Origin of the sequence: Mucilaginibacter daejeonensis (assembly GCF_020783335.1) — a bacterium.
Classification (GTDB): Bacteria; Bacteroidota; Bacteroidia; order Sphingobacteriales; family Sphingobacteriaceae; genus Mucilaginibacter; species Mucilaginibacter daejeonensis.
This window is the reverse complement of sequence record NZ_CP086068.1, coordinates 1,479,059-1,500,135: the sequence shown is the minus strand read 5'-3', so window position 1 is coordinate 1,500,135 and position 21,077 is coordinate 1,479,059. Positions and strand designations below refer to the sequence as shown.

The window sequence follows — 21,077 nt, the reverse complement described above, 5'->3', positions numbered from 1 at the left end:
CACAGGCTGAACTAAACAAGAACGGCCACCTTTTCGGGTGGCCGTTCTTGGTTTTATTTGTATAGTTAAAGCGTTATCCTAAAACCAATTCACTCAGGGCTTCCTTGCTGAAGCCTTTAAGATCATCCATTTGTCCGGCCTTGATCTTTTGGGCCCATGACGGGTCTGACAGCAACGGACGGCCAACGGCCACCAGGTCAAAATCGCCACGGTCCATGCGGCGCAGCAACTCGTCAAGCGAGCTTGGCTCGGCGCTTTGGCCGGCAAAGGCGTTAAAGAAATCGTTACTTAAGCCTACCGAACCCACAGTGATGGTGGCCTTACCTGTGAGCTTTTTAGCCCAACCCGCAAAGTTAAGGTCCGAACCCTCAAACTCCGGTTCCCAGAAACGGCGCTGTGAGCAGTGCAAAATGTCAACACCCGCATCGATTAACGGGGTAAGCCACTCTTCCATTTCCTGAGGTGTTTTAGCCGTTTTATTCTCGTAATTAGATGGCTTGAACTGCGACAGGCGGATGATCAGCGCCAGGTCGTCGCCGGCCTGCCTGCGCACCTCTTTGATCACTTCTACGCCAAAGCGCGTACGCTCGGCCAGTGTATTGCCGCCCCAGCTATCGGTACGCTCGTTGGTACCGTCCCAAAAGAACTGATCGATCAAATAACCGTGGGCACCATGTAACTCAACGGTATCAAAACCCAAACGTTTGGCATCCGCAGCAGCACGGCCAAAAGCAGCGATCGTATCGGCTATGTCAGAATCGGACATGGCCACACCTTTGCGTGAGCCGGGCGCATTTAAACCCGACGGACCTTCAAAAGGTGTTGGCGGTACCCAGCCTGATGCATGTCCGTCCATCACGCCCATATGCCAGATCTGCGGGCCCATGGCGCCACCTGCATGGTGTACACCGTTGATCACTTTTTGCCATCCGGCCAAAGCCTGTTCACCATAAAAGTGAGGTACATTAGGGTCGTTGGATGATGCCGGGCGATCGATCACGGTACCTTCAGACAGGATGAGACCCACCTCGCCTTCGGCACGTTTTTGATAGTAGGCCGCCACCTGATCGGTAGGCACCCCATTGGGTGAAAATGAACGCGTCATGGGCGCCATCACGATGCGGTTACGTATGTTCAATGTTTTGAGGCTGAACGGCCTGAATAAGCTATTAGTTTCCATTTGTAGTAGTTGTTATAATTAAAGTTCGTGGGCGATCAGTTGGCCGATTGTTTCAAATGCTTCGGGGTTGCGCTGGTAGTAGGTCCACTGCCCAACGCGGGTAGACTTGACCAACCCGGCGCGTTGCAACACCGACAGGTACTCCGACACGGTAGATTGCGTTACTCCGGCCTTGTTCTGTATCTGCCCCACGCATACGCCGTGATCAAAGCCATATTGCTTTTGATCCGGAAAGTTCAGTTCAGGATCTTTTAACCAGCACAGGATCTGCAAGCGGGTCTTGTTGGATAGGGCCTTGAAGACCTCTAGGTGTTGCTCCATGATGCAAATATATATCGGGATTTCCCGATATACCTATGATCATTTGATAGATGACAATGTTATGAAAGTGAGTATGATTAATTTAGCGCCATGGCCGCCAACGCTTTGATCGCTTTTTTGCAGCATTATCGCCACATCCCGTTACCTGATCAGGAGCTGATCAACGGTGCTTTTGAGCAGCATGTATATCCCGAAGGATCGGTACTGTTGAAACCTGGTCATATCAGTAACAACTTGTTCTTCATTGTAAAGGGCGTGCTACGCATCATGGTGACCAATGAAAAGGGTGTCGAGATCACGCATTACTTTTTGAAAGAGGATCAATTTTGCACCATCCTCAACAGCTTTCATAACCAGGTGATCGCAATGGAAAGCATACAGGCCGCATGTGATGCTGAAGTATTGGCCATTGGCCGCACGGCGCTGCTGAAGCTTTACGAACAGTTGCCATACCTGCGAACGCTGATCGACCAGATCACGCAGCAAGCGCTGATCGATAAGATCGCCATACGCAATTTGTACCTTGGTCACCCTTCGGCCCAGCGTTACCGCTTATTCGTAGAACGGCAAACTGACATCGCTCAACGCGTGTCAATGGCCGATACCGCCTCCTACCTGGGCATCACGCCACAGTCGCTCAGCCGCATTCGCAAAAATTTGCGTTAGCCGCGTTCGTATTTACCATTTGTTAAGTTGATGTGCCTCTGCTCCGCCGCAATTTTGCATCATCGATATATATAATATAACATGATGAAAGAGCAAACAGAGAACACATTGACGAACCAAAAGGTAGTGATCATGGGCGGAAGCTCAGGCATAGGCTTGGCCACCGCTAAAGCCGTGGCCAATGAGGGCGCGCAAGTGACCATCGTATCCAGCAATGCACAACGCCTCAATGAGGCCTTGACACAACTGCCCGCAAATAGCGCAGCGCAAGTGGTCGACCTGAGTAATGAAGAGCATATCAAAACATTCTTTGAGCAGAACGGGGCCTTTGACCACCTTGTGTACACCGCCGGTGAGAACATCGTACTTGATCAGCTAAAGGATACAGACCTTAAAAGGGCGCAGCGGTATTTTATGATCCGCTATTGGGGAGCTGTTGCCGCCGTAAAGTATGCAACACCTTATCTGGATAAAGCCGGGTCGATAACCCTCACCAGTGGTATAGCCAGTTGCAGGCCGGGTAAAGGATGGTGGTTGGGATCAAGCATCACAAGCGCAATGGAAGGCTATATGAGGGCCATGGCGGTGGAGCTGGCCCCGTTAAGAGTGAACGCCGTATCGCCAGGTGTGGTTCGTACCAATTTGTGGGATAGCATACCAGAAGATGAACGTGAGCGATATTACAACACGGTGGGCAATTCTCTGTTAGTAGAGCGTGTGGGCGAAGCCGATGATATCGCGTTGACCTACTTGTACCTGATGAAACAGCGCTTTGGCACCGGGCAGGTGATCATTGTGGATGGCGGGGCGGTACTGGTATAAAAAAACAAAGCCTAAGCATTACGCTTAAGCTCGTGTTCACATACTGTGTAAGAATTAGGTTGGTGCCGTAAAGATACACCTTGAGGGTGTTGGGCTATCACCGTTAAAACACCCTATTTATAGCGCCCTTATCACCAAAAGGCATGTTCACTTCGCATTTTGCCCTACACATTGTCGCGATCGACCCATACGCTATAAGCCTCGTCAAGGTATATTTGTGATATACCAAACACCGACCAAACACACAGGGATATGCAAAAGATCACCACTTTTTTATGGTTCGACCAAAACGCCGAAGAGGCGGTCAACTATTATGTGTCTATTTTCAAGGATTCGCAGATCAAACACATACAACGTTATGGCGAGAACATGCCCTTACCAGCCGGCACGGTGCTCACTGTCAGTTTCAGGCTTAATGAGATGGACTTTATTGCCATGAACGGCGGTCCATATACACAATTCACGCCCGCAGTATCGTTCATGATCGAGTGCGAAACACAGGACGAGATCGATCATTACTGGGATCATTTGCTGGACGGTGGCAAGGCCATGCAATGCGGTTGGCTTACCGATAAGTTCGGGGTGACCTGGCAGATCACGCCTAAAATGCTGTTAAGTGCGATAGGCGCTAAAGATCCTAAGAAAGCTGCGGCGGCCACGCAGGCCATGATGAAAATGGTTAAACTGGACATTGCAGAACTGCAACGTGCCTATGATGAGGCCTGATCAGTTAAAGAATAACGCCAGCTATGACCTCCTCCCCGCCTGATGCAGGGTGGTCACAGCTGGCGTTAGCTATGTATATTATTTCGCAGGCTTTGCCCCCTGAGGGAGGCTCACCTCAAAGGTAGTGCCTGTACCAGGCTGCGATATGATGGTAAGTTCGCCTTTAAGTCCTTCAACCAGGTGTTTCACCAGCGCCAGGCCAAACCCGTAACCCTTTTCACCCCCTGTACCATCGGTCGATTCGCCTTTACCGCTCAGGATCTGTTGTATCTTCTCGTTGCCTATACCCACCCCCGAATCGGTGACGGCTATCTTGAGATCCTGCTTCCCTTCCTGCCCGCCGATCAGTAATTCTACTTTCACAAAACCATCAGCCGGGGTGAACTTGATCGCGTTGGAAACCAGGTTACCCACGATCTGCAACAGCTTATTTTTAAGGAATGGTATGGTTTGCGTATTGGCACAAGTGCCAACCGAAAAATTGATCTTTTTGTTGACCGCCTGCGGTGTATAAAGTTTGATCAGTTTCTCTTTCAGTGTGATCTGATTGAACTCGTTGGCCGCCAGTTTGGTCTCGTTGGCTTTGGCATCTATACTCAGTATCTCGTCGGCCAGTTCCAATATCGAGTGACCGCTTTTTTGGATCAGGTCAATAAATTCCAACACCTCGTCCATGGTATTCTCATCGCCCTGCTCGCTAATGATGCGCGCCAAGCCAATAATGCCACCCAACGGACCACGAATGTCATGTGCGACACGACGCTGATTCTCATTGGCCTCGCTGATCTTCACGCGCATATTCTCGATCACTTTCATGGCCTTCAGGCGGTTCACTATCTCGTCGGCTATGATGCGCAGCATCTCGATCTTTTCGGGCGATAGCTGGTGCAGCTGTTTGTTCATGACACATAATGCACCCAAATGCACGCCGTTACCCGCCTGTAAAGGCACGCCATAATAGAAACGCACCTGTGGGTCGCCTGTTACGTAGTCCTTCTCACGGAAGCGCTCGTCCAATTGCAGATCAGGTACCTCCACGTCCTGACCACCGGCTACTACATATTGACATATGGAGTCTTCGCGGTCCATCTGGTCAAGATCGAGCCCGTAATTCGAAACCGTCCATTGGGTGAACGAGTCGATCAGGTTGATCATGGAGATATCCGTTCCGGCTATTTTAGCCGCCAGTTTACTCAGATTTTTCAGATTGTCATTCAAACTTGAATAATCAAGATCCAGGTCGGCCAGCGCTTTAAGCCTTTCTAACTCGTTGGCAGGCATGGGCATTACACCGTTCATAATTTAGCTAATAATTAAAAGGGTTACAAAAATAGTCGAGGCTGTTTACTTAAAGATCAGTAAAAAGGTTTCATATTTTCAACTCCAGAATTCGCTATTTTTAAACTTTGCAAAAAAATGATGAAGATCTATCAGCGTCAAATACAGTTACGAGCCCGTTCAAGAGGTTTTCATCTCATTACCAGCGAGGTGCTGCAAGCATTACCCGTTCATGATATCCGCACGGGCATGTGCCAGGTATTCATTCAGCATACTTCGGCATCGCTTACCATTAACGAAAATGCTGACCCTACCGTAAGGCAGGACTTTGAGATGTACTTTAACAAAGTGGTACCAGAGAATGACCCCGATTATCTGCATGACTATGAAGGCTCGGATGATATGCCGGCCCACCTGAAAGCTTCATTATTGGGTTTTAGCGTGATGATCCCCATCGCCAACGGCCGATTGGCCTTAGGCACCTGGCAGGGCATTTACCTATGCGAGCACCGCGACCATGGCGGCAGCAGAAGTGTGATGGTAACGGTTTGGGGTGAGTAAAGTTACACTTGGATCTTGCGCCCTCCTGTCATGCCGATGTATATCGGCATCTCTCTGGACAAGTGGACCTTGCATATTATTTGCATGTAGTATCGTCATCAACTCGCCCCTGTCATGTTGAGCATATCGACATCTTTCAGTACAAGTGAGCACGCGGACCACTTAGCATGTGAGATGCTGAAACAAGTTCAGCATGACGGTACTGTTTGAATTCATCCCCTAATCCTGTCATGTTGAGCGTAGTCGAAACATCTTCAATACGCGATGAGCCAGCCAGTCTTATAGGATGCTTCGCCTACGCTCAGCATGACAATTGACTATATTAAAACACCTTATCCCACGTCATGCCGATGCATATCGGCATCTATCTGGACAAGTGAACGACTGGCCACTTAGCATGTGAGATGCCGAAACGAGTTCGGCATGACTGGATGTTTAAAGATCTTGATCAATAATTTAAATACTTGCGCTTGTACTCCACCGGTGTAACACCTTTTATCTTCTTAAAGTGGCGATAAAAATTGGAGATGTTGTTGAAGCCGCAGTTGAAGCAGATGAGCTCGGTGGTGAGCTTGTTCTCAACCAGTTGCCTGCAGGCATGGCTGATGCGTATCTCGGTCAAAAAGTCGTAATACGTTTTGTTGGTCATGAGCTTGAAGTACCTGCAAAACGAGGTGACGCTCAAATTGCTCAGGGCCGATATCTCTTTAAGAGTGATATCGCGCTTGTAATTTGACAGCGTGTAAGTGTATATATTGCTTAAACGCTTATCATCAAGATCGGTATTTTGTTGAAAGGCGCTGATCTCATTAACGATCGGCTTGTACTCTTGGGTCTCGGCCAACTGCTTCAGGATGCTCATCATAATGATCAGCCGGTCAATGTTGGTGGCATCAAGAGCCGCCTTCATCAGGTCGACCACCCGCTCCTTGGTTTGCCCGGTAATGATCATGCCGCTTTTAGCCCGCTCGAAAAGCTTGGGGATCATATAGGTCTCGGGTAAGGCCAGTATATCCTTGCCCAGGCAGGTAGGTAAAAAGTGCATCACCACCGCCTCGATGTTAAGGCCCGCGTTAGCCTGATAATATTCTTCACGACAGCGCCAGGCATGCGGCAGGTTCTCGCCCAATAAAATAAGTTCGCCCGGGGCAAAGTTGCCGATGTTGTCCCCGATAAAGCGTACCCCCTCCCCCTGTATATTATAGTGCAGTTCTAACTCGGCATGGTAATGCCATATATTGCCATAGTTGGGCGCAACATCGTGCCTTACGCTGAACGAACTTTCTATCTTTCCAGGAAGTTTCCGGTACAGGGGTTTCATAACTGGTGCTGTTAAAACCTTTAACTACAAATAAAAGTCAATATTATATAAATTATTCATTAAATCGAACTCTAAGCGCTGATCTATGCTAAAATGCTATCATTTGTAGAAAAAATAATACAAAGTTCAAGCCTCAACCTTTGATAGTTTTGTGGTAAGCGTAACCAATAGGTCTAACTACACACCGTACATGATATAAGTTACAAAGCGCCCCAATAACGCTGGCGGCCGCTTTTTGATGGATATGCTATGGCCATGTACTGCAGCGCTGCCCTTTGATCCATTAAAGGGTGCCGCAAAGCAGATCCTGTACGCTTATACTTGATATATGGCTCAACTTCAACATTTAAAGATCCACTTCCCGGGTAAACTGGTATTTGGTAACGGCTGCCTGAACGATCTGGCCACCGAGGTGATCGGCCCCGGCGTTCAGGAAGTGCTGGTGATCACCATCACGCCGCTGCTTGATGCTTTGGCACCATTCATAGGCCAATTGCAAAGTGCGGGCATCACCGTACGTACCGATACCAGCATCGTAGCTGAACCTTCATTTGCCGACCTCAAGAATTTACTGAACCAACTTAGTACCACCATCCCACAAGTGGTTTTAGGTATTGGTGGAGGAAGCGTGCTGGACATCGCTAAACTGGTGGCCGCTCAATTGGACAATGACCAAACCCTTGAACAGATCGTGGGTAACGGGTTGTTGAAAGGCCGCAACATCAAACTGATCTGTGTGCCGGCCACTTCGGGCACAGGTAGCGAGGTATCACCCAACGCTATTTTGGTAGATGATGAGCATCAAAAGAAAGGTATCATCAGCCCTTACTTAGTACCTGATGTGGTTTATGTGGATCCTATGCTGACCATCAGCGTGCCACCGGCCATCACCGCCGCTACGGGGTTAGATGCCCTAACGCACTGCCTTGAAGCTTATACCAATAAGTTTGCGCAGCCATTCATCGACATGTATGCCTTTGAAGGTATGCGCCTTATTGCCGATAATCTGATCGAGGCCGTGACCAATGGCAGCAACGCCGATGCCCGCGAAAAGGTGGCCATGGGTAGTATGCTGGGTGGCTTTTGTTTAGGCCCGGTGAATACGGCCGCGGTGCATGCCTTATCATACCCGCTGGGTAGTACCTTCCATTTAGCACACGGGCTATCGAACGCCTTGCTGCTGCCTTATGTGATGGAATTTAACGTACCGGCAGCGCCAGAAAAATATGCCGGTGTGGCGGTAGCCTTAGGTTGCGAGCGCCAGGCCGATCATTTAAGCACGGCCAAAGCAGGCATCGAAAAGATCCGGGAGATCATTGCGGCCTGTAACATCCCATCGACCCTGAAAGAGGTTGGTATATCCAAAGACTCGATACCACAAATGGCGCAGGAGGCCATGCTGATCCAGCGCTTACTGGTCAACAACCCACGCCCTGTAACGCTCGATGATGCTGTGGCCATTTTTACCGCAGCTTACGGAGATTAGAACGAACACTACCGGCCCTTGCCGGAACAAAACATATCAATGAAGATACAGAAGAAATATAAAGGCACCATTGTTCCGGTGATCACGCCGTTAACGGCCCGCCATCAGTTAGATGAAGGCGCGGTGGAGCGGATCTTCGCCAACCTTGAAAAGAACCAGGCGTTGCCTTTTATATTAGGTACCACAGGCGAGTCGGCCTCCATTTCGGCCGATATTAAACAGGCTTATATCAAAAAGGCCGCAGCCACCCGTAACCCGGCCTCGCACCTGTACGTGGGCATTTCCAGCAACGTGTTCAGCGTGAGTGTGGAGTTGGCCAAACGTGCATTTGATGCCGGCGCCGATGCCGTGGCCGCCACCCTGCCAACGTACTACCATTTGAGCGAGGAGCAGATGAAGACCTATTTCATCCAACTGGCCGATGTCATACAAGGTCCGCTCATCATTTACAACATACCGGCCACCACGCATATGTCGATCCCTCTCGAGCTGATCGATGAGTTAAGCCATCATGAACACATCGTGGGCACCAAAGATTCGGAGCGCAGCGAGAGCCGCCTCGACCGTTCGTTGCAACTATGGTCGGGCCGTGCGGATTTTAGTCACTTTTTAGGTTGGGCAGCGCGATCGGCTCATGCCCTGTTCAACGGTGGCGACGGACTGATCCCAAGCACCGGCAACCTGGCCCCCGAGATCTATTGCGAAATGGCAAAGGCCGTTAACGCAGGCGATACGAAAAAGGCCGACCATTATCAGCACCTGAGTGATGCCGTAGGCAACCTCTATCAATCAGGCCGCACACTGGGTGAATCATTGGCTGCGTTAAAGACCTTAATGCACGATCAGGGCTTATGCGAACATCACATGATGCCGCCGCTTACCGCCATGCATGAGCAGGATGAGAAGAACATCATCCTGGCCTATCATAAATTGCTACAACAAGAAAGATCATCACTTAATCAACCAAGTCATGTCTAACAGACCCGTTATAGGTATCACCATGGGCGATCCGGCCAGCATTGGTCCCGAGATCGCGATCAAAGCGCTTACCGATAAACATATTTACGATATATGCCAGCCCCTGCTGGTGGGCGATGCTGCTACCTTTGAGCACATCATCCAGAAACTGAATTTGGACGTGACCATCAACCCGATCCAAAGCGTGCAGGAAGCTCGTTTTGAGTACGGCAATATCGATGTATACGATCTCAAGAACGTTGACCTCGAGAATTTGGAGTTCGGCGTAGTATCGGCCATGGCGGGTAATGCGGCCTTTACCTCGGTTACCAAAGTGATCGAGCTGGCCATGAAAGGCGAGATCGATGCTACGGTCACTGGTCCGCTTAACAAAAAATCGATGAACGAGGCCGGGCACCATTACGCCGGCCACACCGAGATATATGCTGAATACACCGGCACCAAGAAATACGCCATGCTGCTGGTGGAGGATAACATGAAAGTGATCCACGTATCTACCCACGTATCGTTGCGCCAGGCTTGTGATCTGGTGAAAAAAGAGCGCATTCTTGAAGTTACCGAACTGCTATACAATGGCATGAAAAGCCTGGGCGAGACGAATCTAAAGATCGGCATCGCCGGTTTGAACCCGCACGCCGGCGATTCCGGCCTGTTCGGTACCGAAGACGATATGGAGATCCTACCAGCCGTACAAGAGGCTTTAGCTTTGGGTTATGATGTGGAAGGCCCCGTACCGGCCGATACCATGTTCTCCAAAGCGGCCACCGGTTATTACGGTGGTGTGGTGGCCATGTACCATGACCAGGGCCACATTCCGTTCAAGCTTTCAGGCTTTAAATGGAATCCGGAAAAGAAACAAATGGACAGCGTGAAAGGCGTGAACATCACCATGGGATTACCGATCATTCGTACCTCGGTGGATCATGGTACCGCCTTCGAGATAGCCGGCAAAGGCATTGCCAGTGCCGATGCTATGGTGCTGGCCATTGAGTCGGCCGTACAACTGGCTCACCATAAAACCACCGCTACTGCATGAAGGTAGCCGTGATCGCGGATGACCTGACCGGCGCGGCCGAGATCGGCGGCATTGGTTTGCGTTACGGCCTCAAGGTAGAGATAGCCAAAACAGTTGACCCCGATACCAAGGCCGACATGGTGGTGATCGATACCGATGCACGCTCTATCACTCAAGCCGAGGCGGTTGCCAAGGTTAGCGAGGTTAGCCACGCATTGAAGGCCCTGCATCCGCAGTTATGGTACAAAAAGATAGATTCGGTGATGCGCGGGCACGTACTGGCCGAGATCAAGGCACAATGCGAGGCCATGCAGCTACAAAAAACATTGGTCGTTCCGGCTAACCCGGCCTTGGGCCGTACGCTGGTAGGCGGTCATTACTATGTGCATGGTGAGCCTTTGCATAGCACCAGCTTTGGGTATGATCCTGAGTTCCCGGTTACGGATGCGCATGTGGCAAGCCGTTTCAATAATGAAGTGATCGTGCAGTCTTATACCGAACCACTGCCCTCAACAGGCGTAGTGGTAGGTGAAGCAGCCACGATGGATGATATAGATAAGTGGACACACCATATGCAGAATGATGTGTTGCTGGCAGGGGCCGCGGCTTTTTTTACCGCCTGCATGGACCAATCGTTCGGTGAGAAGACCGTTAACGACACGGAACCAGCAGCCCTACGGTCGCCAATATTATATGTAAGCGGGAGCACTTTTGAGCAAAGCGCCCAGCTGATCAGCCAGCTGCACGCCGACAAAGGCTTGGTTTGTTACATGCCAGCTGCTTTGATGCACAACCACGGCGATACGAACACTGATCTACTACAGGAATGGACCAGCGAAGTAGCCGTCATGCTGCAACAACATGGCAAGGCAGTAATGGCCATACCGCAAACCGGCGAAGAAATTTACAGCGCCAAACAATTGCGCATACAAATGGCGCTTGCGGTAAAAGCGGTATTCGATCAAATGATCGTTCGTGAACTGGTGATCGAGGGAGGATCAACTGCGGCGGCCATTTTGGAAGAGTTGAATATTAATTCTATTTTTCCGACCCAGGAATTGACGGCGGGTGTGATACGCAATGCGGCACCTACCTATCCCGACCTGCACATCACCCTTAAGCCCGGCAGCTATAAGTGGAGCAATGAGGTGTGGGCGTTTTGAACCGTTATAAACCAATTTAAATGATGAAGCCGGTATTAGGTGTGATCGATTATTCGATCATTATTGCTGTTCTGCTGCTTACGCTATACTTTGGCTTACGCTACGCCCGTAACCAGAACAGTACACAAGAATACTTTGCCGCCAAGGGCCGTGTTCCTGCATGGGCTATCGGTATGTCATTACTGGCCACGCTCATTAGCAGTGTCACTTTTTTAGGCTACCCCGGTGAGGGCTATGCCTCCAACTGGCTAAAACTGGTGCAGGGACTTATGGTCCCCATCGTTCTGTTAGGTGCGATATGGTTCATCGTACCACTCTACCGAAAGGTTATCGGGCTTAGCACTTATGAATATTTCGAGAAACGTTTTGGTTCGCTGGCCCGCTACTACAGTTCTATAGCCTTTGTGTTGAGGCAGTTCTCGGGCATGGGTACCGTGTTCTTTTTGCTGGCGGTGGCTTTGAGCAGCATGACCGGTGGCAACACCACCATGATCATTGTGGTGGTAGGGCTCATTATCATTGCCGTGAATTTGATGGGCGGTATAGAGGCCGTGATCTGGCTCGATGTGTTCCAGGGCTTTATGCTTTTTGCCAGCGGGATCATTTGTATTGGCGTCCTCTACTTTTCGATCAAGGGCGGACTGCCCGAGATATGGCGGGTGGCTTCCGAAGGCGGCCATACCGGCTTTGGTCCGTATGATGTGGACTTCACCAAGCTCACCTTTATCGTGATGGCCATCAACGGCGCGTTCTACGCCATTCAAAAATATGGAACCGACCAAACCGTGGTGCAACGTTACCTGACCGCCCGCAGCGATAAGGCCGCCATCCGCGCCTCGTTATTGGGCATCATCCTCACTGTGCCGGCCTGGACCATCTTTATGCTGATCGGTACCGCCTTGTTCGTATTTTATAAGCAGAATCCTCTTCCTGAAGGTATCACCGCCAACGGGGTTTTCCCCTACTTCATCATTACCCAACTACCGGTGGGCGTAGTAGGCTTTATTCTTTCGGCCATGATATCGGCCGCAGTATGTAGCCTTAGTGCTGATCTTAATTCCTTAGCTGCGGTATGTGTGGAGGATTATTACAAAAAGTTGCGTCCCAACCGCCCCGACAGCGAATACCTAAAAAGCGGACGCATTACCGTGATCTTATCCGGCCTGCTCTCCATGGGCATTGGTATACTGTATACCAGTTTAGGTAACGAGGGTGTGCTGGGTGTGATCTTTACGCTTTACGCCATCTTTTCGGGCGGCATAGTCGGTATCTTTCTGCTGGGCTTGTTCAATGCCCGCGCTAACCGCCAGGGCATCAATATCGCTATTGTAGTATGCGTGATCTTCACCTCGTACGCTTTCCTGACCTCCACCCCTATCGGCTTAGGTGATCACAAGACCTTACTGCTTGATCTGGGTCGCTTTAACTTTACCCACGACAAATTAATGCTGGGCGTTTACAGCCATGTGGTAGTGATCGTGGTAGGCTCACTGGCCAGCCTATTCTTCCCCAAACCCGACCTCGACCGCAACCTGCTCTACAGCGGCTGGCGCGAAAGCAAACGTGAGGAGAAAAGACTGGAAAAGTTGTCTAAACCGGAATCAACGGAAGCGAAGAATTAACGAACTCGAGCAAGCGGCTACCGCAAGGCTCTGCCTTGTGTTGACCGTGCTATGTTAAGGTCGTAGTGATCTTTTGACACTGCACTTTTGAAGCTTGTGGTTGGTGTTGTCACCGACCACCTTTCCAGATGGAACTCAAGCAAGCATCTACGATAAGTCTTTGCCTTGTGTTCGACCGTGCTATGTCAAGGTCTTAGTCATCTTTTGCTACAGTACTTCATCTTATATTCAGCCTAAGGTTGGTGATAACACCAACCTTAGGCTGAATAGGTTACATCTAACTCCGCAAGGCTTTGTCTTGCGTGCCCATGCATGCCGCGTGTGTCACTCTAGCAAGGTAAGCACCTTATGAGTAGCTTGATTCATAAAAGTTTATTATTAGTTGGAACACGATCTTTTGAAGATGGGGTAAGGCACACGCGACACGCTTGCGCCAGCAAAGGAGTTTCACCAGCCACTTTTTATATGTAGAAAATCCCATCGGTATCAACTTTGGCCAGTTACACTCTAAACGAAAAATCACAATGATTCTTCTGAACTTCATTAGAACTGTAAATTAGTGTCATGAGTAGTCAAAGTTTGGACAAAAGAAAACAGTTCTATGAACGCGTAGCAGAAATAGAACTCAAGTATATTGATTTATTTTCCAATATCGATAATAGGTACAGCACAGAATACCCTGCAAAAATTTATAATTACTTTATTATAGATGGGCGACACGACGGTTCTGCAACTATATGATTCTTAAAAGAAGATGGGTTGCCTAAGAATGTTCAAGATGAAATTGAAAGTGTATTTATTGAAATCTTTTCATCTGAGTAACTTTCATATTAATAACCCTGCTGCCGCAAGGCTCTGCCTTGTGGCTAACCTTACCTTAATGCCACGAGGTTATCACACAAGGCAGAGCCTTGCGTTAACGCTATTGAAACAGATAATATTGTTTTAATAGCTTCACTCACTCTTTAAGATCTGCTTCACCCGCTTCACAACCCATTAAACTCCCCTTCCGTATAAGTGTCTCAGAATTCATATTTTTAGGGCGTTTATGAGATATATCTTTATGGTGATGGTGGCGATCACAATGTTCGGTGGAGAGGTTTTTGGTCAGGCCGAACTGGCGCCTTGGGGCAACATCACCGGCGTTCGTAAACAGGGGCAATTATTACCATTTGAGACCGCCCTCCAATATGTGAAAAGCGATGGGGTACAGATCCTCACCACGGCACATGAGCGCCAACGCCCCAACTTTAAGCGCAACGGCGATCAGCAGATCGTGAACACCAACCTGGATAGCCTGTATTTTGAGAAAACGCTGACAGGTACGGGCGGCAAGGCTAAAATCGACATCAAGCTGACAGCCCATAGCGATACTACTTTGGTTGGCTCCTACTTTGTGGTCAAGCTTCCTAAGACCTTTGACAGCCAAACCCAGCTTAAACTGGATGGCAATAAAACACCGGTCGATATTGCCACCCTGACAACCGCCCCGGTGAAAGGTTTGGTCGGCGTGATGTCCCAAGGTTTTGATTACCGGTCGGCCGGTCTGGAAGTTAAGATCAGGACCGAACAGTCTGACAGTATCTTATTGCGCAAGGACGAGAACACGGGCGAAGTACTGGTGTACTTTACCATCCGTGCAGGTGAGCTCAAAAAAGGTGAGATCATCCAACGGAGCTACGAACTGGAAGCTCATGGCCCAGTTGATAAGGCCCCTGTAACGCTAACCATAGATGCGACCCAGCAAGGACATAAGTTCGATGGCTTGGGTGGCAATTTCCGTTTACAGAATCCAACGACCGACCCGCAGGTGATCGACTATAGCTTGAGCAATCTGCGCGTGGCCTGGGGGCGGGTAGAGATGCCATGGCGCTTATGGCAGCCACAAAAGGACACCAATCCGCTCGACATCGCCCAGCAGAACCAACTGCCAAAAGCGGTAACTGAGGCGCTGCTGATGGCTCAACGCCTGTACAAGACCGGCATGCCTGTGATCGTTTCGGCATGGACGGCACCTGATTGGGCCATTCAGGGCGAATACCATCCCGAACCGGTGAACAACGTTTGGGGTAACCCGCTGAACAATGATCTGTCAACCGATATATACCGCTCGCTGGCGAGGTATCTTTTGCATTTAAAAGATGCTTACGGTGTGGAGGTGAAGTACTTTTCCTTCAACGAATCGGACCTCGGCATTAACGTGCGCATGACCGCACAGGAACATGCCAACTTCATTAAAGGTTTTGGCTCGTACATGGCCAGCAAAGGCCTTAAAACGCAGCTCCTGCTGGGCGACAACTCCGACGCCAACAGCTTCGACTTCATTAAGCCAGCCATGGCCGACCCAGCTTGCAAGCCGTACATCGGTGCCATATCGTTCCACTCATGGCGGGGTTGGGAGACCGAGACCCTTCAAAAATGGGCAAAGGCAGCTGATCAGTTGCAAGTACCACTATTGGTGACCGAGGGAAGCATAGATGCGGCAGCATGGCAGTACCCTGCGGTGTTCCAGGAGACCAGCTATGCCCTGCATGAGATAGACCTTTACACCAAGTTGCTTAACGTTTGCCAACCGGCATCCATCCTGCAGTGGCAACTGACCGCCGACTATTCGCCTTTAGCGGGCGGTGGCATCTTTGGTGATAATTCGACCTTACGACCTACGCAACGCTTTTTCAATTTAAAACAACTGGCCTCTTCCCCTGCCGGCCTTTCGGCATTGTCCACCAGCGCTGACCGCCCAGGCGTCACCTTTGCTGCCTTGGGTGATAAAGAGTTGAACAAATACGCTTTGCATGTGGTCAATAACAGTGCTGAAAGACAGACCACTATTAAAGGCATCCCTGCCGGCGTGACCAAATTCCGCGTTTACATCACCAATGCCGAGCACAGCAATAAGGAGTTGGAAGTAAAAAAAGTGGAGAATGGCCAGGTAAGATTTAAACTACCGGCAAGGTCATACCTCACCCTGATATCTGAATAAAAAAGGACACCTACCTCGCGTAGACGTCCTTTTGCACTTAACTAAACTATTTGCTAATAAAGGTTCAGGTTCAAATATCTTGTTAAAACGTAAAGGAAACTTTCATGGTCACCATGCGTCCGGGCAAACGGTAAACGCTGTTGGTAAAGTTGTTAGCGGTCAGGTATGGTGCGCTGTAATCTTTAGTGTTGAGCATGTTTAGCACGTTCAATTCTATATCGGTCTTGGCGCTGTTGATCTTGTAACGGGCCGACAGGTCGGCGAAGGAATAGTTGAGATCATTACCGATGGCCTGATCAGTATAGTAATGGTCGCCCGATAATTTCAGGAACAGGTTATTACTTGGGTTGTAGTTGATCGCTAACTGGTGCTGTAATTGTAAGATGCCGGCACTCGCCGCGTTGTTCACTGAACTACGGCTGTTGGTATGCGTGGCGGTGATGCGATAGCTGGTATTCACCCTGTTGCTGATCTTGGTCTCGGCACTACCGTTGGCACTGTTGGCATTGGTAGTGTATGGCAACAACTGGCCGTTCAAGAACTGATTGAGCTTGGTACTTTGCCATGAATAGCCCGCCCCAAAGGTGGTATGCAAGCTGTACACATACTTACTAATGCTGCCGTTCACCATCCACGTGTTCATCTCGTTAGCGTATGGCAACACGATCTGGCGTTGAAAATTATCGGTGATCACACCCGAGGTGATGTTGTTCATGTTCACGTGCGAGTAAGAAGCGTTCACGCCCCAAAAGAACATTTTGATAGCCCGGCGATAGTTGTAGCCCAAACCCACGTTCTGTGTCCGGCGTTCACTTAGGTCGGCGTTGTTGGCCATAAGCGTGCGGTAATTGGTGAGTATATCGCCGCGATATGCTTCGGTGATACTGCCGATGGTATTTCTGAGTGTGTAGTTGGCGGCAATGTATTGCTCAGGTGCCGTATTATATCGTGCGCTGATGTATGGGTCGAAGTAAACGCGCGTCAGCGACTTATCCAAAGCGTATAATGGGTCATTATAATTGATATGCTGCCAGCTTAGCGGCAGGCGGATGTTCAATTTGAAGTTGTCGCCCGGTATATCATAAGCCGCCTCGGTAAATATCTTCGACTTGAACCAATCCAGATCATTAGCAGCGGTACTACTGGCGGCAACGGTGCTACCACTGTTCTGCACCACCGACAAAGCTGACCTTAACTGCTGCGACTGCAAACTGAAACCAGCCTTGTACGACTGGGTGACCTTGTTACCCGGGTGCCTGAACGACACGTAGTTGTTAGTGAATAACGTTGGTATATTGGCCGTTTGGATCAGCTGTGCATAAGGTTGGTTACCGTTGAAAACATCTTGATTGATCCCCGGCTGTAGCAGGCGGTTCTCGGGGTTATTGATGCGGTCGATATACGAGTACCCTTCAAAGATATTTCCTGAACCGGAGGTCTTCATGATGTTGAACTCATTGGAGATATCGAACCTGCTGTTCTTCAAGGTTTGATCAGAGCCAACGCCGTTAGCGTTCAGCCCGGAGTAAGACGAGTTGTGCTCGTAGTCGCTCATGAAGATATTATTGAGGTAGTATTTAGGCTTATTGATATTCAACGTGGCTTGCGCGTGCAACAGGTCAGGCCTGCGGCGATTATCCTGAATCTCCAACAATCTTATGGTATCATTTGGCAAATAGGTCTCACGTATCTTGGTGTAATTTTGCAGCTGCCTGTCGCGTAGGTATGATACATTGGCCTTCACCTGTACATCCTTTTTAACATTCACCAGGTTATTCAAATTTAACAGGGCCGACTGGTTGAACAAATATCGGTTGGTAGGCAGGTTAGGATTTCCTGCTGCCCCTAATGAAAGTAGTTCGTCGGGTTTATTGTTATCCAAACGGGTCAAATAAGTGCTCAGATTGTGCGATATCAGGTCGTTCTGCACCTCCACACCTGTGTTGTTGCCTTTCAGGTAATTGATGGCCTTGTACTTATCTTTGAACATCATCGAGTTCACTTCGCCATCGTACTTGCCCGGCAAACCTCCGCCTGCGTTACCCTGCCCACTCATCTGCAGCTTGGCGCCATCCTTAATGGTCAGGTTAATAGCCACATCATCGCTCACCACTTTATCCTGCAGCATTTTTACCGGCTGATGGTTCTCCATGATCTCTACCTTATCCACCACGCCGTTGGGTATGGTCTTGGTGGCGATGTTGTACTTATCATCCAATAAGTTATCACCACCAATGTACAAGTTGGATATCGCCTTGCCATTGTAAGATATCTTGCCATTGGCGTCCACATCAACACCAGGCAAACGCTTGATCACATCGCCGATCACCCGATCTTGCGGTGCGCTGAACTCGGCCACGCTATACGCCAGTGTGTCGCCGCGCACTTTGAGGCGTGGCGTGGTGTTCTTCACCGTCACGGCCTGCAACTGGTTGGTAGATGAATGCAGTTTGAAATCGTAAGGTACCGACAGGCTGGTGATTACTTTGCTGTCCTTTTTATACCCTACTGAGCTAACTTCCACCTTTAGGCCGTTCTGATCAGTGCCTGCGGGCACCGACAAGCTGTAATTACCTTTGGGGTCAGTAGTGCTGAAGGCGACGATCAGGTTCGCCTGCGAAAGTAATTTGGCACTGGCATAAGCCACCGGTTTGCCCGTGCTATCAGTAACGGCCCCCTTTATGGTTTGAGCGGTCATCCTGCCAGAACACAGCAAGGCGGCTATACCAACAGCGACCGCTATGATCAACTGCTTCATTTTTTAGCATTCTTTTCAGGAAGCTCGATCGGGTTATTGGTCACCACTTTAGCCGGACCGCCACTACTTTGTATATTTACGCTGGAGATGCCGTTACCGCTGGCAGTGGCGCTACCGACGTTCATTTTGAACGATACATTTGCTCCTGCAGGTGCCTGAGCACGCATAGAGGCCATTTGCGCTTGTAAAAATGCCTCCGGATCTTTGCGTTGGATCTCTTTCAGATCATCCAATTCTTTTACACTCACCTTTACGGCGCTTTTAGGCAGCTCGATCACGTAAGGGTTAGCATTGCTATCGCCACCAGGCCCCATCAATACCATGGTGCGTCCGCTGGCTGGTGACGGTGCAGCGTCTGCCGGTTTGTTGCGCTCGCTTGGGTCGATCTTTTCTACCCCGTCAAATTGGAATATCACGTCCTTTTTAGCATCATATGCTTCTACGATGAGGCCGGGCAAACCGCCCAACTTCCATGGACCTACGCGATAAGGCAGGTCAGCGCAGAACCAGGCGGTATAATCTCTTCCTTTAAAATGTGCAGTTGCTTTTTGGCAGGCCAGCCCTTTGATGGTCATGGTATCGGTGCTGATCTTCCAGGCAATGGCCGGCATCTTTTCCTCAACAAGATAGTTAGTGAACAAGCGCTCTTTGCTGAAGAACTTGTTCTCATTAGGAAATTGGTAATATTCGATGTTGGGACCGAATTTGGCTGCTCCCAAACCCTGAAGATTGAGGTTGGTCATCCCTGAGTTAAGCTGAGCCATAGCGGCCTTGCGCACCTGCTCCTCGCGTTGTTTACGGTCATAACTGCGGTACCAACTGGCGCTACGCCCTACCGATAGCATCATATTCTCCACCAGTGGCTGATCTCGGTTCAGTGTATCGCGTACGTGGGTAAATTTGTAGTGAATGATAGCCTGAGCAGTGTCGGCCTTTTGAGCCTGAACAGTTGATGCAGAGATGAGTAAAAAGGCGGCTAAGTAAGCTTTAAGTTTCATAACGTTAAATTGAGTTAAGGTATTCGTTCGTATGCACGACGCCGCATGCATCTTCAACGACACAAATATAACTAACTATTTAGTTTTAAAACTAATAAATTAGTTATTTAACAAAATTTAACAGTATTGGGGAGGATAAGCAGGACAAAATAAAAGGCTTACGTTAAAATTCAAATCAATAAAACACTCATTGACAAGTTATTATAATTTTTAGTGCGTAGGCAGGAGGAAGTTTGGTCTGATACGAGTGTCGGTCAAATACATCTATCAAAGCAATCGCTCATCAAAGCTGAACTTCTTGCGTTCGATCTTTTTTACGGAAGCCGCGAGCGGGTGCAAAGGGTTGAGCAGATAGTTATACTCGTCAGTAACGATGGCCGATGGCACTCTTAGTAATAAGTGCTTACTGGCTTTCAAAAACGTGTCACCAAGGGTCTTAAGGATGGAAGGTTCAGGGTATTCCTGCCAGTTGGTAGGTAGCTTTTTTACGTCAAGTACTTTGACGTCGTCAGGCACTTCAAAAGTGGCCTGGCAAAACTGATCGGGTATGAGGGTCGGCGGCAAATGTACCAGCACCTCCAGTACGGCCAACGAACGCGATGAGGCCATGTAAACCATCGGTTTACCAACGTTATTCCAACGGCCCCCGTATAAACGTGCACCGGTACCGCTCAGGTCTTCAATGTACTGGCATTTGGCGATGCGGTAAAGCTGCATAACGTCAGGCAAATATACCGTGTTCCATACGGCCAAGCTCACGCAGCACCAGATCAAAACCAATGGAGGTATCCAGTAATGAAACGGGCGTTTCGCCTTTAAAAGCATGGCTTGGCGTTTTCATCCAAAGCTTGAACTTATCAAGCGAGCCGAACACTTCCTCGCCCCGTGTATACAAACGAGCCAACTCCACCGCCTTTTCGGCATATTCGGTTTTTACCAGGGCATCATCCTCGTAGCGTTGCAAGGTACGCTCGCTCATGTGCATAATGCCTGCAAGCTCCTGTAGCGTTAAGGATATCTTTTGCGCAAGCGTGGTTAATACCCGCTTAGGCAAGCCCTGACGAGCCAACCTCACGATGTCAAAATCAGAAGATGAGCGGCCAGGTTCTACACCGGCCAGTAAATGAAAAAATGAGGCCACATGATCAGTGGCTATATAAGCAGCCATTGGTTCATGAACCTCATTTACTATATTTTGT

General features: G+C 49.4%; 18 protein-coding genes. 10 read left to right on the top strand and 8 right to left on the bottom strand.

All coding sequences use genetic code 11. From position 1 onward, the window contains the following. Positions 1 to 73: 73 nt before the first annotated feature. Together LLH06_RS06490 and LLH06_RS06485 are read right to left on the bottom strand one after the other, a co-directional pair. Entirely contained in the window at positions 74 to 1,180 is a 1,107-nt protein-coding gene (locus tag LLH06_RS06490) for an NADH:flavin oxidoreductase (RefSeq protein ID WP_228172452.1), read from the bottom strand. An 18-nt stretch (positions 1,181 to 1,198) separates the two neighbouring features. Continuing rightward, positions 1,199 to 1,501, bottom strand: coding sequence for an ArsR/SmtB family transcription factor (locus LLH06_RS06485; protein ID WP_228172451.1), 303 nt, complete (start codon positions 1,499 to 1,501; stop codon positions 1,199 to 1,201). Between the two features lie 90 nt (positions 1,502 to 1,591). Between LLH06_RS06485 and LLH06_RS06480 the strand changes: the two genes are divergently transcribed. The 3 genes from LLH06_RS06480 (at position 1,592) to LLH06_RS06470 (ending at position 3,715) form a co-directional block, all read left to right on the top strand. After that, the gene (locus LLH06_RS06480) at positions 1,592 to 2,167 is read left to right on the top strand and encodes a Crp/Fnr family transcriptional regulator (RefSeq protein WP_228172450.1); all 576 of its coding nucleotides are present in this window, start codon (positions 1,592 to 1,594) and stop codon (positions 2,165 to 2,167) included. Between the two features lie 81 nt (positions 2,168 to 2,248). Then, the gene (locus LLH06_RS06475) at positions 2,249 to 2,989 is read left to right on the top strand and encodes an SDR family oxidoreductase (RefSeq protein ID WP_228172449.1); all 741 of its coding nucleotides are present in this window, start codon (positions 2,249 to 2,251) and stop codon (positions 2,987 to 2,989) included. A gap of 252 nt (positions 2,990 to 3,241) precedes the next feature. Further along, positions 3,242 to 3,715 carry a VOC family protein gene (locus LLH06_RS06470; RefSeq protein ID WP_228172448.1) on the top strand — a complete coding sequence of 158 codons (474 nt, stop codon included), beginning with the start codon at positions 3,242 to 3,244 and terminating at the stop codon, positions 3,713 to 3,715. Positions 3,716 to 3,793: 78 nt separating this feature from the next. Here the strand turns inward: LLH06_RS06470 and LLH06_RS06465 are convergent, their stop codons facing one another. Further along, positions 3,794 to 5,014: a GAF domain-containing sensor histidine kinase gene (locus tag LLH06_RS06465; RefSeq protein WP_228172447.1), complete on the bottom strand. Its 1,221-nt coding sequence runs from the start codon at positions 5,012 to 5,014 to the stop codon at positions 3,794 to 3,796. A 120-nt stretch (positions 5,015 to 5,134) separates the two neighbouring features. Between LLH06_RS06465 and LLH06_RS06460 the strand changes: the two genes are divergently transcribed. Then, on the top strand, positions 5,135 to 5,554 hold the full coding sequence (locus tag LLH06_RS06460; protein WP_228173276.1) for a secondary thiamine-phosphate synthase enzyme YjbQ: 420 nt from the start codon (positions 5,135 to 5,137) through the stop codon (positions 5,552 to 5,554). A gap of 448 nt (positions 5,555 to 6,002) precedes the next feature. Here the strand turns inward: LLH06_RS06460 and LLH06_RS06455 are convergent, their stop codons facing one another. Continuing rightward, positions 6,003 to 6,875: an AraC family transcriptional regulator gene (locus LLH06_RS06455; protein ID WP_228172446.1), complete on the bottom strand. Its 873-nt coding sequence runs from the start codon at positions 6,873 to 6,875 to the stop codon at positions 6,003 to 6,005. Between the two features lie 328 nt (positions 6,876 to 7,203). On the opposite strand from LLH06_RS06455, the gene LLH06_RS06450 reads away from it, so the two are divergent. From LLH06_RS06450 to LLH06_RS06425, 6 genes are all read left to right on the top strand, one after another. Continuing rightward, a complete protein-coding gene (locus LLH06_RS06450; protein ID WP_228172445.1) occupies positions 7,204 to 8,361 on the top strand; it encodes an iron-containing alcohol dehydrogenase in 1,158 nt (385 codons plus the stop codon). Between the two features lie 39 nt (positions 8,362 to 8,400). Beyond that, positions 8,401 to 9,339: a dihydrodipicolinate synthase family protein gene (locus LLH06_RS06445; protein WP_228172444.1), complete on the top strand. Its 939-nt coding sequence runs from the start codon at positions 8,401 to 8,403 to the stop codon at positions 9,337 to 9,339. After that, positions 9,332 to 10,375, top strand: a complete 1,044-nt coding sequence (gene pdxA, locus LLH06_RS06440) for a 4-hydroxythreonine-4-phosphate dehydrogenase PdxA (protein ID WP_228172443.1) — start codon at positions 9,332 to 9,334, stop codon at positions 10,373 to 10,375. The genes LLH06_RS06445 and pdxA overlap by 8 nt, the downstream gene beginning before the upstream one ends. Next, positions 10,372 to 11,517, top strand: coding sequence for a four-carbon acid sugar kinase family protein (locus LLH06_RS06435; protein ID WP_228172442.1), 1,146 nt, complete (start codon positions 10,372 to 10,374; stop codon positions 11,515 to 11,517). The genes pdxA and LLH06_RS06435 overlap by 4 nt, the downstream gene beginning before the upstream one ends. A 20-nt stretch (positions 11,518 to 11,537) precedes the next feature. Further along, positions 11,538 to 13,139: a sodium:solute symporter gene (locus LLH06_RS06430; RefSeq protein ID WP_228172441.1), complete on the top strand. Its 1,602-nt coding sequence runs from the start codon at positions 11,538 to 11,540 to the stop codon at positions 13,137 to 13,139. A gap of 1,048 nt (positions 13,140 to 14,187) precedes the next feature. After that, positions 14,188 to 16,122, top strand: a complete 1,935-nt coding sequence (locus LLH06_RS06425; RefSeq protein WP_228172440.1) for a glycoside hydrolase — start codon at positions 14,188 to 14,190, stop codon at positions 16,120 to 16,122. A gap of 82 nt (positions 16,123 to 16,204) precedes the next feature. Here LLH06_RS06425 and LLH06_RS06420 read toward each other — a convergent pair whose 3' ends face one another. From LLH06_RS06420 to parS, 4 genes are all read right to left on the bottom strand, one after another. Further along, on the bottom strand, positions 16,205 to 18,880 hold the full coding sequence (locus LLH06_RS06420) for a TonB-dependent receptor (protein ID WP_228172439.1): 2,676 nt from the start codon (positions 18,878 to 18,880) through the stop codon (positions 16,205 to 16,207). After that, on the bottom strand, positions 18,877 to 19,878 hold the full coding sequence (locus LLH06_RS06415) for a GLPGLI family protein (protein ID WP_228172438.1): 1,002 nt from the start codon (positions 19,876 to 19,878) through the stop codon (positions 18,877 to 18,879). The genes LLH06_RS06420 and LLH06_RS06415 overlap by 4 nt, the downstream gene beginning before the upstream one ends. A gap of 267 nt (positions 19,879 to 20,145) precedes the next feature. After that, on the bottom strand, positions 20,146 to 20,595 hold the full coding sequence (locus LLH06_RS06410; protein WP_228172437.1) for an RES family NAD+ phosphorylase: 450 nt from the start codon (positions 20,593 to 20,595) through the stop codon (positions 20,146 to 20,148). 4 nt (positions 20,596 to 20,599) lie between these two features. Then, complete coding sequence (gene parS / locus LLH06_RS06405) at positions 20,600 to 21,046, bottom strand: type II RES/Xre toxin-antitoxin system antitoxin (protein ID WP_228172436.1); 447 nt, start codon at positions 21,044 to 21,046, stop codon at positions 20,600 to 20,602. Positions 21,047 to 21,077: the final 31 nt, after the last annotated feature.

Excerpts from the sequence above, each read along its gene's own strand:
- LLH06_RS06490 (WP_228172452.1), bottom strand. The coding sequence starts at position 1,180 with ATGGAAACTAATAGCTTATTCAGGCCGTTCAGCCTCAAAACATTGAAC.
- LLH06_RS06485 (WP_228172451.1), bottom strand. The coding sequence starts at position 1,501 with ATGGAGCAACACCTAGAGGTCTTCAAGGCCCTATCCAACAAGACCCGC.
- LLH06_RS06480 (WP_228172450.1), top strand. The coding sequence starts at position 1,592 with ATGGCCGCCAACGCTTTGATCGCTTTTTTGCAGCATTATCGCCACATC.
- LLH06_RS06475 (WP_228172449.1), top strand. The coding sequence starts at position 2,249 with ATGATGAAAGAGCAAACAGAGAACACATTGACGAACCAAAAGGTAGTG.
- LLH06_RS06470 (WP_228172448.1), top strand. The coding sequence starts at position 3,242 with ATGCAAAAGATCACCACTTTTTTATGGTTCGACCAAAACGCCGAAGAG.
- LLH06_RS06465 (WP_228172447.1), bottom strand. The coding sequence starts at position 5,014 with ATGAACGGTGTAATGCCCATGCCTGCCAACGAGTTAGAAAGGCTTAAA.
- LLH06_RS06460 (WP_228173276.1), top strand. The coding sequence starts at position 5,135 with ATGAAGATCTATCAGCGTCAAATACAGTTACGAGCCCGTTCAAGAGGT.
- LLH06_RS06455 (WP_228172446.1), bottom strand. The coding sequence starts at position 6,875 with ATGAAACCCCTGTACCGGAAACTTCCTGGAAAGATAGAAAGTTCGTTC.
- LLH06_RS06450 (WP_228172445.1), top strand. The coding sequence starts at position 7,204 with ATGGCTCAACTTCAACATTTAAAGATCCACTTCCCGGGTAAACTGGTA.
- LLH06_RS06445 (WP_228172444.1), top strand. The coding sequence starts at position 8,401 with ATGAAGATACAGAAGAAATATAAAGGCACCATTGTTCCGGTGATCACG.
- pdxA (WP_228172443.1), top strand. The coding sequence starts at position 9,332 with ATGTCTAACAGACCCGTTATAGGTATCACCATGGGCGATCCGGCCAGC.
- LLH06_RS06435 (WP_228172442.1), top strand. The coding sequence starts at position 10,372 with ATGAAGGTAGCCGTGATCGCGGATGACCTGACCGGCGCGGCCGAGATC.
- LLH06_RS06430 (WP_228172441.1), top strand. The coding sequence starts at position 11,538 with ATGATGAAGCCGGTATTAGGTGTGATCGATTATTCGATCATTATTGCT.
- LLH06_RS06425 (WP_228172440.1), top strand. The coding sequence starts at position 14,188 with ATGAGATATATCTTTATGGTGATGGTGGCGATCACAATGTTCGGTGGA.
- LLH06_RS06420 (WP_228172439.1), bottom strand. The coding sequence starts at position 18,880 with ATGAAGCAGTTGATCATAGCGGTCGCTGTTGGTATAGCCGCCTTGCTG.
- LLH06_RS06415 (WP_228172438.1), bottom strand. The coding sequence starts at position 19,878 with ATGAAACTTAAAGCTTACTTAGCCGCCTTTTTACTCATCTCTGCATCA.
- LLH06_RS06410 (WP_228172437.1), bottom strand. The coding sequence starts at position 20,595 with ATGCAGCTTTACCGCATCGCCAAATGCCAGTACATTGAAGACCTGAGC.
- parS (WP_228172436.1), bottom strand. The coding sequence starts at position 21,046 with ATGGCTGCTTATATAGCCACTGATCATGTGGCCTCATTTTTTCATTTA.